Source organism: Psychrobacter sp. UBA5136 (assembly GCF_002414005.1).
GTDB lineage: Bacteria > Pseudomonadota > Gammaproteobacteria > Pseudomonadales > Moraxellaceae > Psychrobacter.
Genome location: NZ_DHYG01000020.1, coordinates 1 through 14,802, shown reverse-complemented (window position 1 = coordinate 14,802; position 14,802 = coordinate 1). Strand labels below are relative to the sequence as shown.

Sequence of the window (14,802 nt, the reverse complement as noted above, 5' to 3'; positions counted from 1 at the left end):
ATTAACAAACGCTTATTGCTATTTATAAGTGCTTGTACCTTTTAGCTTGGCTTAACTCTGCGCTTATTTGCCAAACTGCCGTGCGCTACCGTGTTGCCGTTAATCCCTGTCTGGTAATAAATGTCTAAAACGCTGTTATAAGATTAATAATTTGCTGTTCGATTGAAGCGGTTGCTGCTCTGTTTTGGTTTTCATAATTTCGATTAGAACTCTTTAAACCAAAACCATTGCAACAGCTTGCGCTTCAATTAACGGCGGCGTCTAGACCGTAAAATGGCTCGTACAATAAATATAATGATCAAAATTGCAACGATAATGCCGATAATTGCGAGTAAGCCTGCGTACTTAATCAAAAAAGGTTTTTCCACTTCTGCTGCAGCAATGCGATCGACATCAGCGGCACTCACCTCACTGTTGGCATGGCCACCAAAACTGGTACGAACGTAGTTGGTGATACCAGCAATCTGCTCGCTGCTTAGCTCTTCTGAGAAACCTGGCATGATAGGCGACGTATTGGTCGCGCTCTCTACGCCATGCAGAATCATATTGACGAGGGCGTCAGGCTTTTCGCGGCGAATGCTGCTAAGACCAACGATAGGCGCATAGCGTGCGTCAGGCTGACCGTACCCATCGACACCATGACAGCTACCACAAACCGCCAGATAGAGTGATTTTGGCGAATTGCTACCGTTACTAACCTGTGCTTTTGCTTGGGCTAAGTAATCTTTTTGCGCAAGTAAGTCATGCGTGATAGATTCGTTGACTGGCGTTGGCAAGCGTGCCACATCGACGGCATTAACCTTGTCTTCGGTTTGAATGGCAGGTATCGCTTTTAGGTAAGACGCAATCGCACTTAAGTCTTCATTTTTTAGATAGCGCGTACTGTGTGCAACCGCTTCGCCCATGGGGCCGCCAGCATAGGCGCGCTGATCAAGCTCACCAGTACGCAGATACGTGATAATATCTTGCTCGCTCCAACTACCGATACCGCTTGACTCATCAGGCGTGATATTTGGAGAATGCCAATTGCCAAGCGGCGCGCCTGATAAATACTTTTCTTTATCAAAACCCATAGTACCGTTGCGCGGCGTATGGCAAGTGCCGCAGTGCTCTAAATGGTTGACCAAATATTCACCGCGTTTTTGTTTGTCATTAAGACCATCGCGCTTTTCGGTAGACGGCAAATTGAGAAGATTCCAACCGATCATCAAGCTGCGGATGTTAAAAGGAAAGGGTAATTTGGTTTCTTGCTTAGGCGCTTCATCGACGGGCGGTACGGTTTGCAAATAAGCAAACAGCGCGCTGATATCTTCTTCTGTCATGCCACTATAAGAAGGATATGGCATAGCAGGATAGAGCATATGGTCTGGTGCGCGACCTTTTTGTAGCGCGTTTTTTAAATCTGCTTCGGTATATTTACCGATACCGTAACGTTTAGAAGGGGTGATATTGGTTGAATAGATTTCTCCCATCGGAGTTTCAACCGCTGTGCCGCCGCTGTAGTCCTCACCATGACAAGCCATACAATCAGCTGCGCGGGCAATATAGGCGCCGCGGTTGACGAGCTCACTGTTGGCTGGGCTTACATTAGGTAAGCTAGCATTGGGTAAGTTGGCATTAGGAAGGTTAGCACCTTCAGCCATCACGGCGCTGGAGGTAATACCAATGACAAGCATCGATAACATCACAGAAAGTGGCTTCATAATATCCTCATATAGCTGGCACCTAGGGTGTTGTAGTTATTATTGGGTCGCATATATTGGAACGCATGGTTAGGATAAGACATTTGACATTGAGTAAGATTATTAACAATAACTTTCAGTACTCAACTGATAATCCATTACATGATTTAGCAAATCGTCCAATAAAATGCTTAATAAAGGGGCGTGATAAAAACACTTCAGGAGAGATAGTTTCTAAAGAATGTCTGCTCACACCGCTAATGTAAAACTATTTCCCATCTATTACTTAAATAGTAACGCATTCACTGCATGTTTTTACAAAAGTTAAAAAACCTCGGATGGAATCTTAATCCCTGTTTATTCAATATATTTTTTTATATTATAATTTTATCTCGAACAACAAACCCCTTGAAAAACAAAGACTAAACGTATTTAAACTTTGGTTTTATTGATGAATAAACAATAGATAAGACGTGAGATGGTTTAAAAAGCGACTTGGCTACTTGTTGTAAGAGGCTGCGAGCGTACATAATAGATACACAGCGCCAATTTGAACAGCGCCAATTTGAACAGCACCGATTTGAGATGCGCTCTGTATTTAGCGTTATTTTTATATGGCTAACAAATACCTTTTGCCCCGCCCCTGTTTTGCTTATGATAAGCGCTAGTTTAATATCGCCAACTATAACGACATTGCTAACGTCCGCCTGAGAGGTTCTTATGAAATCCTTTGCCCTTATATTTACGTTTGCAGCAGCGATACCTCTGACAGGATGCCAATCTTTTCAGTTTGTCGACAGTCCCATTCCTGTCAAGAACCTCCCTGCCAACACTGTCCTTGTTGAGCGCGCCTCTACTGTGTCCGTACCTGCTAGTATGACTGCCACTCAAACCGTTTCAACAACAGACAAGGCTCGATAACATAAAAAAAAAGCAGATACCGAATTGATATCTGCTTTTTTATTTTATAAGTGGCTATTAAATGCTGGCTGATTTTAATCTTTTGTAGCGGCGTCTGATGGTTTAGGCTGATGTTTGATAATGGTCTTCGCCAAATGGTCGCCAAACCAAATGGCAGTATCGATGTCTCCTGCGCCCGGCGTCACTTCAGGTGGCCCATCTAGCGACTGCGTCATCAAGCCCAAAAAGCTTGAAAGACGGTTTAAATCATGCGCTTCATGCCCCGTTGGCATCAGTGGCAAGCCTATCCAATTCATGCCGTGTTGCATGGCATAAAGGCAAATCTGCTGCAGGACGGCAAGCTTATCACCACTCAAACCGCCTGAGTTGGCAAAACCTGCGGCCCACTTGCCTTCCCATTTGCGATGGTACCAACGCTTAGAAGTCTCATCCATAAAGGTCTTAAAGCCTGCCGTCACGCTGCCCATATAGACGGCGCTACCAAACACCAGTAAATCCGCCTGATCCACAAAATCCCAATCAACATCATGAACATCGACAGCTTTGACTCGGGCTGCTGGTAATTGCTGACGCGCGCCGGTCACGACTGCTTCGGCGACGCGTTTGGTATGCCCATAATTACTATGATAGATGACCGCCATCGATACGTTAGGAGGGTTATCCGTGGAAACTGAGGAAGGCGTTATAGGTGTAGTCATACGAACTCTAGTAATGGATTGGTTAAGTAGTATTAATTTTTTGGTGGTGTTCTAAAAAGTATGCTGGCGATAGAAGTCAATAAGAAATCTATGCTAAGTTCTCTGATTCTATAGGGCTTTCAAGGCTTCAAAAATTGTTCAAGTTTTAATCAGCATACTTTTTGACACACCACCAATTTTTTAAATGGTGAAAACTTTATACTAAAAATGTGTGAAGTAGTGGCTACGCATACGGGCTAACTTAAATATAAGGCGCCAACTTAAATATAAGACGGTAGACACGATTATATAAGAAGTAAACAAAGTAGATAATGAATATGAAGCAAACTTATATAAATACAACCTTAAATAGACAAGCGTATTTAGTAAAACTTAATTTATCAAGTATATAGGTAGCTATTCTTAATAAACTTTTTGTCTGCTCATATTGTCCTTGATTGACCGAAATAGTCACTGATACGTAAAATAAATATCAATAAGAACAACGATGTATAGAAAAAAAGATAACTGTTCCGTAGGTTACCCGCCCTATAGCGCATTTCAACCGATGCTCTTATTCCCTATTGGAATATATTAATTCCCCCTCTTCTTGTAGTCATCCTACAAAACGGGTTTATCATATAGTCCTTATTCAATCTTACTTAGATAAATACTTTAGATATTCCAAAAACCTATTTTGATCAAAGATATAAATAATTAACTCTGACCCATTATATCAGAGAAGGAAGTGATTCTTTTGGCTACTACAACAATTAGAGTTCAACCCGTAAACGATAGCCGCGATCCTATCCCTAGAGATACGCTTGCTTTAAATGACCCACAAACGTTACTAATAGCAGGTGGCGCAATTGTTGGTTTTGTTATGTTGGTCTATCTGTCTATTACCCAAACGATCGCCCAGCCGCTACTTTTCGGTATCGGCCTATTGCTAGGCTATACCCTGTTTCATGCGCGCTTTGGTTTTACCTCTGCATTTAGACGTCTGATGTCGGTTGGTAACGGACAAGCGATGCGCGCTCACATGCTAATGTTAGCAGTGGCGGTCACTTTGTTTGCGCCTATTTTAGCTTATGGTACGACGATTTTTGGCGGACCGGCCGCAGGTTACGTCTCACCCGTTGGGGTTAGCTTATTGGTCGGGTCGTTTGTATTCGGTATAGGCATGCAGCTTGGCGGCGGCTGTGCTTCTGGCACGCTTTACGCAGTGGGCGGCGGACGTTCGGTGATGTTTATCACCTTTATTTTCTTTATCATTGGCGCGACCATTGGCGCTTATCATTTGCCGTTTTGGACAGAAGAGATGCCCGCCTTTGCGCCTTTTTCTTTAGCAACCTCGACTGGTCTCGGTTATAGCGGCGCTTGGATGGTGTCTTTGCTATTGTTTGCCCTGATTGCCTGGGTCACGCTCATTGTTGAGAAAAAAACCAACGCACCTAAAATGGCGCCTATTCCCACGGAAAAAGGTTGGAAACGTATTTTTCGTGGTTCTTGGCCATTATTCGCTGCAGCGATTGTCTTAGCGCTACTCAATGCGTTGACATTGCTCACGCGTGGCCAGCCATGGGGTATCACTTCTGCCTTCACGTTATGGGGCTCTAAAATCGCCAGCACTTTTGGCGTTGGTGTTGCTAGCTGGGGTTATTGGCAAGGAGCAAATGCGGCCGCGTTAAATGCTTCTATTTTTGCTGATTCGACCACGGTAATGAACATTGGCATTATCATCGGTGCTTTTATTGCCTCTGCAGCGGGCGGTCTATTCAAATTCACCCAGATTACTATCGGCAATTTTGCCGCTTCGGTGATTGGCGGATTAATGATGGGCTATGGCGCACGTTTAGCATTCGGCTGTAACATCGGCGCTTATTTTGGCGGTATTGCTTCATTTAGTGCGCATGGTTATATATGGGGTGTTATGGCAATGGCGGGGACTTTTTTAGCCTTGTATTTGCGACCTTTATTTGGATTGTCTGTACCAAAATCGAATGACTCTGTATGTTAACACCCGTCCCTACTTTTAGCCCAAGCGCTTGCAACCTAAATAAAGCTAGGGTTTTAGAATAAATGGTCAATAAATAAGAAAATAGCAGGCTAGAGATAAGTCTGCTATTTTTATTGCTCCATCAATATGATGAATTTTGCTTATATCAAGAAATAGCAAGGCTGCGCGTAATAATCAATGCCATACGTCCTGTTGCGGGCTGCCCAAGGTGCGTTTGACGCCGATAAGAATAATAATGCATGTCAGCGTAGCTACAAGGGATCTCGGACTGATTGCTGACCATAATACCTGCTACATTTAATTGGTCAGCCGCAAGCTTGGGTAAATTCAGCTTAATTTTATCCGCCTCAGACGCTAAGACGTAACGCTCAGTAAAGCTCTCAATATGCTGTACCGATAACGTTTGATTGTCAACGCAACCTGCTAGCAGCTTGTCTCGCACTTGGCCGCCAACTTCATAGTTGTCTTGACTGATACACGCACCAATCCACGCCGTCATTTTCTCATCAGTGCTAAAACGTTTGGCTGTCGCTTGAATGACGCCGCACGCCAGCCCTTGCCAGCCTGCATGGATGGCGGCTATCTGCCCCGTTGCTGGCTGATATAAGACGATTGGCACACAGTCGGCGGTCATAATCGCCAGTCCAACTTGCGCTTGCTGGCTGACCATGGCATCAGCGTCTAGCGGACGCATAGGGAGCGCCGCCGCATCGACATCATAAATCTGCTGACCATGCACCTGATTGACCCAGTGCAAACTACCAATCGGCAAGCGCTGCTTTGCTGCTAATTGCTCATTAATCGCCGTTAATACACGCATGCGATTGTTTAAGACTGTTTTGGCGTTATCATTGACGTGTAAGCCTAAATTGAGCGCGCCATAATTTGCTTGATGGTTTGTATTAAAGACGCTCGCAGCCTCACTATCGCCACTGATAAAAGCTGCCGTTTGGAAAACCGCCACGTCATCAAGCTGAGCAAGCAAGGTAATAGGAAGCTGGTTTTTTAGGGTAGTCATGGCTGATTTACCATTTTTTTTATTTGCATCATTATGGTTAGGAATTATCGCTTATCGTTACGTTTTAAATAAATATGTTTTAAATAAATAACGCTAAACGGGTATCGTCTATTAAGCGTTATTCTTCGTCGTAGCCATCACTTAACACTGCTATTAATTGCTGCATATCTTCAGGGATTGGCGCCGTCACTTCGATGTCCTCGCCAGTCGTTGGGTGTACAAATCCTAATTCATAAGCGTGCAATGCTTGACGCGGAAAACTGTTGATTGCTTGGCGCTGCGCTTCTGTCAAGCCAGCTCGCAGTTGACGACGGCCACCATAAACACGGTCACCGACTATCGGATAAGTAATATGGCTCAGATGTACGCGAATCTGGTGGGTACGCCCCGTCTCAAGACCAACATCTAGTAGGCAATAGTTATCGTTTAGTGGGGTCACATTTAATAAATGTGTAATGGCTTCGCGCCCTGCCGTCATCACGGTCATTTTGGTGCGCTGATTGCGATGACGTCCAATCGGCGCGTCGATACGGCGATGACGCAGCAAACTTGCCGCATCCCCTGCGACCACGCACTGATAATGACGATAAACGGATTTGTCTTTTAACTGCTCCATCAAGGCCATTTGTGCAGGCTTGGTTTTACCGATGAGCAGCAGCCCCGAGGTGTCTTTATCAATACGGTGCACCAGTCCGGCACGCGGCAGATGGTGCTGCTGCGGATAATGGTACAAGAGCGCATTGACCAAGGTGCCCGTCTGATTACCAGCGCCCGGATGGACAACCATGCCGACTGGTTTATTAATCACCAAAACGTCTTCATCTTCATAGACCACTTCGATCGCGATATTTTCTGGTTGATCTTCGCTATGCTGCTGCAGTGTCGTCGATAAATGCAGAATATCACCCGCCTTGACGCGGATTTTTGGTTTTTGTACCGTACCGTTATAAAGTAAGCTGCCATCAGTAATCCAACCTTGCAGTTGGGCACGCGAAAAATCGGTAAACACCTTCGATGCCAATTTATCAATACGTAAACCAGCTTCGTCTTCTATTACCGTATGAGTGATATCAATATTAACGGGAACCGCTTGCCCCGCGATTGATGCTGCATTATCGCTGTGCTCATCTTCGTATTCATCTTCATCATCAATAATATCGTCATCCGCCAATTCATCTAGCTCATCATCAGACACATCGCGCCCTTGCTCATCAAGCGCACCTTGATTGTCATCAGGCGTTTCATCTTTATTTAACGCCTGATTGTCATTTAACACATCGTCGCTTAATACATTGTTTTTTAATAATTCGTTTGGCATCGGCAGCTCTTCTGTTGACAAATCGGTATCTAACGGTTGATTCTTAGGAAAATTGGTCGTCATAGCATCATTATTCATAGCGGATTTATAGAGGGCAAAGTCGCTCACAGCTTATAAGCTGACTTCATAAGAAAACTGGATAAGAAAGCTGGCTGGCGCTTTGACCTGCAAAAATAAGCAAGGCCAAAAAAAGCGGCCATCATAAAGCGGCAGTCATATCGTCATAGTGTAACACGCCAAGCGACCAAGCCCTACAGAAGCTGCGCGTTATCTGCGATTTTCTCGTTACCTTTTTATCATTACCTTGTTCTGAGGAATTATGAAAAACTATGCAGAATTATAAAGATTAAGCCGCCACACGATGGACATTATTTGATAGATTAACTCTCTAAAATATGACATGGCTGTAATTTACTGTATATTTAACCCTGTCAGCCAGATTCGATATCGCTCGGGACGGTGGCTCATGCTAAACTACGAGCAAAACAACAATACGTAAAGCATCAGCCGCGCAACTACAAAATAGATAACGAAAAAATAGACGAAGCAAGCGTTATTCTATAAAGTAAGCCATGTTTTGCTGTATGCTATGGCACTGAATTTTTAAAATACCTCTATTTTATTAACCTTTGCAAAACTGCATCATTACCCTTTTATTATTTAGCATAATAGCGTCGCTGCTATTACGCGTCTTGTGTCGGAGAAGAAGTATGCAAGCTGTTGGCAATACGTTTATCAAACTGTCCTCAATCACCCTCCTTGCCTTAAGTGTCAACTTGGTGGGTTGTCAAACGTTTAAAAACCTAACCGGCGGTAAAGACGTGGATGCGGTTGAAACTGCTGAGAAGTCAGAGCAAGGTTATTATAACGATGCGATTGCCCAGATTGACAAAGGTCGCTACACCCAAGCTATCGAAGATTTGACCAATTTGCGCACCTTCTACCCGACCGGACAATATGCCGAACAAGCCTTACTGGATATGATGTACGCTCAGTATGAAAGTGGCAAATATGAAATGGCTGCTGCCAGCGCTGAGCAATTTATCAACCTCTACCCGTCCAATCCGCAGGTCAGCTACGCTTATTACGTGCGCGGCGTGGCCAATATGCAAGGCTCATCTGAAGGCCTAAAACTGTTTAAACTCAATCAAGCTGAGCGTGATACCGCCTATTTACGTATTGCTTTTGCCAACTTCCAAGAGCTTATTAATAAGTATCCTAACAGCCCTTACGCGCCAGATGCTGCTCAGCGCATGACATTTATTTATAATCAATTTGCCGAAAGCGAGATGAGCGCTGCTAACTGGTATATCGAGCGCGAAGCGTATGTTGCCGCTGCCAACCGTGCCAAGTGGGTCTTCCAATATTATCCATTAAGCGAATCGGTGCCTGAAGCTATCGCCGTACTTGCTTATAGTCATGAAAAATTGGGTCTAAACGACTTGGCAAATGAGTATAAAACCCTGCTGCAAATTAACTATCCAAACATGCTGACCAATGATGGACGCGTTAAGCTAAACACCAAACGCGAAAGCACATGGCTTAATAAAGTGACATTTGGTAAATTGGGTCGCTCTGGCGTCACAGACAGCTCAGTGTCTGCAGGCAATTATAGCGGCGCCACCAAAACTCAGGTCATCCGCAATGCCAATCAATTAAGATTGCCAAGCGATAACGCAGCAGCGGCCAATGCAGCGCAAGGTACCTCACCAAGACGTTCGAGCGGTATCAATGTCGGCTTAGGTTTGCCTGAAGCATCAACCGAGCGCGTCACGAGCCAATCGAGTACCAGCTCTACGGCGCGGGAAGCTGAAGTAGATCCGCAAAACATCAACCCAACCCGCCGTACTACCTTACCGAATCAAGGCGTTTCTATCACCCCGCCAAATGCGGACGTCGATGGCGCCGATATGGATGATGAATGATTGCTTGATAAATCACTACTTAAGATGACTTTAGGGTTAAACGTCTTTTAAACGTATTCTTAAGTAGCCAAATTTACATATCCAATTGCATATATAAATATAAGGTCAGCGATACGGTTGGCCTTATTTTTTCTGTTCTTGTTCCTTTTGTTTTGTACCTTCTGACAGTTTCTCTTGCTATTTCAAGCTGATTGTTCAGCCCAAGATTGTTTAACTCAATATATTGACCTATGGTAAACTGTTTTTTGCATGAGCATTCCAAATCATATTCTTGATCAATTAAATAGCCAAGCTGACTTAATCAGTATCATTGGGCGTCATACCACGCTTAAACGGGCTGGTAGTGAGTTTAAGGGCTGCTGTCCGTTTCATGGTGAAAAGTCGCCATCTTTTTATGTCAATCCGCAAAAAAACATCTATCACTGCTTTGGCTGTAGCGTTGGTGGCAATGCCATCAGTTTTTTGCGTGATTATGAGAACCTAACCTTTATCGAAGCGGTTAATGAGCTGGCAAAACAAACGGGCATCGATGTGCCAAAAGAAGAGCCGCAAAACGTTAGCTATCAGCGCGCTAAAGCCAAACCAAAAGCTAAGCCACAAACCAAACCAAAAGCCGCTATTAAGCCAGCAGCAACACGCCAGCAATCGGCTAATAATCAGTCAGAAATCGATAAGCAGCCATCAATAAACGCGCCAGCTTATAACGACTATCATAGTTATGACGATTATCCGCCGTTAGATGCTTACGATTCTGCCCCTTATGCAACCGATGGCTATGATACTCATTATCAAAGTAATAGCACCTATCAAGGCGATGTCAACTATCAAGATGTTAATAGCTATCCGCCTACATGGTTGCCAGAGGATGATAACACCACTACTGCCATCTACGATAATAGCGCCTCTGATAAAGATGGCAATCTGTATGAGCTATTGGAGCAAATCCAACAGTTTTATCAACACAATCTGACGATTCATCCGCATGCTAAGCATTATTTTTTATCGCGTGGCATCACAGAAGACACCTTTGCGACTTTTGGCTTAGGCTACGCGCCCTTTGGCTGGCAGCATCTCGAGCATCAATTCCCGCAAGACATCGAAGGCCTTAAAGCGCTAGGTTTGGTTCGCCAATCAGAATCAGGGCGTGATTACGACCTACTTCGTGACCGGGTCATTTTTCCCATTCGCGATAATCAAGGCCGTACCATTGGTTTTGGTGGCCGGGCGCTCGATGATGAAGTAAAACCCAAATATATCAACTCATCCGACTCGCCCGTATTTCATAAACAGCATGTACTATATGGTTATTACGAATCACGCCAGCAGCGCGCTGATAACTGGCTGGTGGTCGAAGGCTATATGGATGTCATTGCTCTGTATCAAGCGGGAATTTATGGCGCGGTGGCTTCGATGGGAACGGCAATTAACGAAAGCCAAATATCTCGGCTTTTAACATTAAACCCAACCCTGACTCTAAGTTTCGATGGTGACAACGCAGGACAAAAGGCGGCTTGGCGCACGCTAGAAGTTGCCCTGCCCGTGCTTGGCGATGATAAAGAGCTGCGGTTTTTAACTTTACCGAATAATCATGACCCTGATACCTTTATTAAAACTCAGGGCAGTGATGCCATGCGTGAGCAAATCGCTGCCGCCATGCCGCTATCACAGTATATTTTTGCTTATTTAAGTGAGCGCTACGATTTAACCTTGGCAGAAGGCAAAGCCAAACTGATGTCGCAAGTGCGCGCCTTGACTGCCGCCTTACCTAAAGGCAGCAGTTTTCGCTATTTGTTAAATAACGATATCTATCAAAAGCTGGGCGGCAGGCGCAGTCAAAACAAAGACGCAAGAGATGCGCTGCTAGATTTTGATGGTGAAATGACCATCAGTCAGCAGTTGCAGCTGTGTTTTTTATTTCAGCCGCGCGCCTTGATTGATGACCCTATCGAGTCCATTTGGCAACAAGCAGGTATTACTAATTTACAATTGCCTGACCATATCAAACAAAAGGCCTCTGCCGATATCCTGCGTCCGCTGGCGTGGGAAGACTTACAAGATAATGCCTTGCTCGATATCGTAAACACCATTAAGCGCTGTCTTAATTATCTGCCAAAAGATGCCAATGCCGCGGCGCACTTTATTTTATCGAATGTCAAACCAACCACCCAAGAAACGCTGAGCCGCGATTGGGGCGCTTTTTACAAAGCCCTGACTGCTCGTAATGTATTAAGTTTAGATGGCTTGGTTGAAGAGCTGGTCAGCCAACTGCTTGAGCGTCATATGAAAAAAATGATTAAAAATCCTGATTATGTCAAAGCAACGATTGTAAAAATGCAAAGTCAGAGATTAAGCGACTGGCTTCGCGAGCAGCACGCGGAACGCTCGGCACAAATGGCAACGATGAAATCTTAACTTTCTGATTGAAGATATGGCCTGAATGCTTATTTATCCTCAGCAACCCTTTAAAAGCGTCGCAGGTGCCCCCACTATTAATGATTATGCCCAGTTGCATATACAGTCCTGAATCGGGCTATTGATAAAAAGTGATAAAAACGCAACGGGTGAAAAACCAGCAGCAAAATGGATAATAAATGCGCGCGAACCTCACTAGCTCGTGCTTGATTGTAGTGGTCTGTGTTAAACTGTGTCGCTGTATATTTCTAGCCCGATTTAATAGATGACATTACGCCCATGTTATTGAGTAGCATTTTTGGTGCAAACGCAATTTTAGCGAACAACTTTTAAAGAGTTTTTTAGACTATTAACGCTAAATGCCTTTAGGTTTTGAACCGCCATTTTAAGCAAGTTTAAGTAACAGTATTTTTTTAGGTAAGCGTATTTTGACGTATTTTATGCAGGAACAATTTTTAGCGGTTTTTTAGTATTGTAATTGTCGTATTTTGAGCCTTTATTCATATCCACTCATTTTTGTTATTATTGACAACCTTTACGCCATATTTTGATGAATCGATTGATTATATCAACGCACCCTGTAAGCGATAGCGAGTCACAATATAAAAATGTCCGATACAAGCAAGCGAGTATTTATGAACGATAAGTCAGTTTCTAAGTCCACATCTCAACTGGCCACCTTAATCCAAATGGGTAAAGAGCAAGGGTATTTGACCTATGCCGAGGTGAATGACCAACTGCCCGACTCTATTACTGAAAGTGATCAGATTGAAGATATCGTGCAAATGCTAACGGACGTTGGCATTAAAATTTTTGAATCGGCGCCCGACGCCGATGACATCTTGATGAACGATGATGCAAGCGATGATGACATGGCAGCCGATGAGGCAGCAGCAGTGTTGGCTTCGGTCGAGACTGAGCCTGGTCGTACCACTGACCCTGTGCGTATGTATATGCGTGAGATGGGTACGGTTGATCTATTGACCCGTGAAGGCGAGATTGCCATTGCCAAACGTATCGAAGAAGGCATTCGTGACGTGCAGCATGCCATGGCTTACTGGCCAGGTACGGTACAGTTTGTCCTTGATGAGTATGAAAAAGTCCAAGACGGTGAGAAAAAACTGTCGGACGTGATCACAGGCTTTTTAGACCCTGAAACCGAAGAAGACAAAATCGCCGCGCAAGAAGCCAAAGATGCTGCTAAAGAAGAGCGCGAGCGCATCAAAGAAGAAAAAGAAAACCCACCTATCATCAAAACAAAAGCCAATGCCAAATTGGTGCTTGATGATGATGAAGACGAAGAAGATGAGGTCGAAGAGGAAGCTGAAGAAGAAACCAGTGGTCTTGATCCAGAAGAAGTGCGTCTGCGTTTAGAAGAAATCGAACATCTATTTATCAAAGCCAAGCAAGCCTTGCTTGATTATGGCCGTGGTAGCGTAGAAGCAGAAGCGGCTTATGCCCTGCTTGCTGAGCGCTTTATGATGCTCAAGCTGAACAATCGCTTGTCAGACCAAGTCATGGCCATCATGCATGATGTCTATGACGATGTACGTAAGCTGGAGCGTCAAATCATGCGTTTGGTGATTCGCCGTGGTCGTATGCCGCGTGACGAGTTCCGTAAGACTTTCCCAAGCAATGAAACCAACGTCGATTGGCTCATTGAACGTATTAAAGGCAAACCTGCTTTTGCCGGTACGCTAGAAAAAGTCGCTGATGACGTGATTTTATTGCAGCGCCGCATTCGTGACTACGAGCAGCAGCTCGACATGAAAATCCATGATATGAAAGACGTTGCCCGCCGTATGGCCGTCGGTGAAGCAAAAGCACGCCGTGCTAAAAAAGAGATGGTCGAAGCGAACTTACGTCTGGTGATTTCTATCGCCAAAAAATATACCAATCGTGGTCTGCAATTCTTGGATCTCATCCAAGAAGGTAATATTGGTCTGATGAAAGCGGTTGATAAATTTGAATATCGCCGCGGTTATAAGTTCTCAACCTATGCCACTTGGTGGATTCGTCAGGCGATTACCCGCTCTATCGCTGACCAAGCGCGTACCATTCGTATCCCTGTACACATGATTGAGACCATCAATAAGATAAACCGCGTTTCTCGTCAGCTGCTACAAGAAATGGGCCGCGAGCCGACGCCAGAGGAATTAGGCGAACGCTTAGAGATGGATGAAGTCAAGGTCCGCAAAGTGCTAAAGATTGCCAAAGAGCCTATCTCAATGGAGACGCCAATTGGTGATGATGAAGACTCGCACCTAGGCGACTTTATCGAAGATGGTACTATCTCAAGCCCTGTCGATGATGCGACGGCGGCTGGCCTACAAGAAGCCACTCGTGATGTACTTGGTAACCTCACTGAGCGTGAAGCACGCGTGTTAAAAATGCGCTTTGGTATCGATATGCCGACCGATCATACCTTAGAGGAAGTCGGTAAGCAGTTTGATGTGACGCGTGAGCGTATCCGTCAGATTGAAGCCAAGGCCTTGCGTAAACTGCGTCATCCTTCACGTTCTGAGCATCTGCGCTCTTTCTTAGAGAATGACTAGTTAGTTGCAACCACTCTATAATTAATCATTAAATTTCACAAAAAAGCTGAGCATGCCTCAGCTTTTTTGTGCCTGAAAGTTTATCGTCTTAAAACCCTACTTATAATACCAATCCCAACAATTAAAGTTGCGCCCAAGTACGAGTAGTTAAAGACCGAATCCTCAGAGGCTGTTTAAGCAAATTATTCCAAGCCAAGCAAGCGGCATCGACAATAGCCTCATAACTGTCATAACAACGATTAGATAGCTCATTTTGCTTAAGGTACTGCCATAC

8 protein-coding genes are annotated in these 14,802 nt (G+C 44.5%); 4 read left to right on the top strand and 4 right to left on the bottom strand.

Annotated elements, in window-relative coordinates; genetic code table 11:
• Window positions 1-248: 248 nt before the first annotated feature.
• Together B4240_RS02625 and B4240_RS02620 are read right to left on the bottom strand one after the other, a co-directional pair.
• A complete protein-coding gene (locus tag B4240_RS02625) occupies window positions 249-1,703 on the bottom strand; it encodes a cytochrome c (protein ID WP_296236688.1) in 1,455 nt (484 codons plus the stop codon).
• Window positions 1,704-2,677: 974 nt separating this feature from the next.
• Entirely contained in the window at window positions 2,678-3,301 is a 624-nt protein-coding gene (locus B4240_RS02620; protein WP_296236687.1) for a flavodoxin family protein, read from the bottom strand.
• Window positions 3,302-4,037: 736 nt separating this feature from the next.
• Between B4240_RS02620 and B4240_RS02615 the strand changes: the two genes are divergently transcribed.
• Complete coding sequence (locus B4240_RS02615; protein ID WP_296236686.1) at window positions 4,038-5,300, top strand: YeeE/YedE family protein; 1,263 nt, start codon at window positions 4,038-4,040, stop codon at window positions 5,298-5,300.
• A 145-nt stretch (window positions 5,301-5,445) separates the two neighbouring features.
• Here the strand turns inward: B4240_RS02615 and B4240_RS02610 are convergent, their stop codons facing one another.
• Window positions 5,446-6,318 (bottom strand): polyphenol oxidase family protein, encoded by an 873-nt coding sequence (locus B4240_RS02610; protein ID WP_296236685.1) that lies wholly within the window; start codon window positions 6,316-6,318, stop codon window positions 5,446-5,448.
• A 118-nt stretch (window positions 6,319-6,436) separates the two neighbouring features.
• Window positions 6,437-7,699: an RluA family pseudouridine synthase gene (locus B4240_RS02605; protein ID WP_296236684.1), complete on the bottom strand. Its 1,263-nt coding sequence runs from the start codon at window positions 7,697-7,699 to the stop codon at window positions 6,437-6,439.
• Window positions 7,700-8,346: 647 nt separating this feature from the next.
• On the opposite strand from B4240_RS02605, the gene B4240_RS02600 reads away from it, so the two are divergent.
• The 3 genes from B4240_RS02600 to rpoD all read left to right on the top strand — a co-directional run bounded on the left by B4240_RS02600 (window position 8,347) and on the right by rpoD (window position 14,528).
• Window positions 8,347-9,561 carry an outer membrane protein assembly factor BamD gene (locus B4240_RS02600; RefSeq protein ID WP_296236683.1) on the top strand — a complete coding sequence of 405 codons (1,215 nt, stop codon included), beginning with the start codon at window positions 8,347-8,349 and terminating at the stop codon, window positions 9,559-9,561.
• A gap of 249 nt (window positions 9,562-9,810) precedes the next feature.
• Window positions 9,811-11,973, top strand: coding sequence for a DNA primase (locus tag B4240_RS02595; RefSeq protein ID WP_296236682.1), 2,163 nt, complete (start codon window positions 9,811-9,813; stop codon window positions 11,971-11,973).
• Window positions 11,974-12,608: 635 nt separating this feature from the next.
• Window positions 12,609-14,528, top strand: coding sequence for an RNA polymerase sigma factor RpoD (gene rpoD, locus B4240_RS02590; RefSeq protein WP_296236681.1), 1,920 nt, complete (start codon window positions 12,609-12,611; stop codon window positions 14,526-14,528).
• Window positions 14,529-14,802 lie beyond the last annotated feature (274 nt).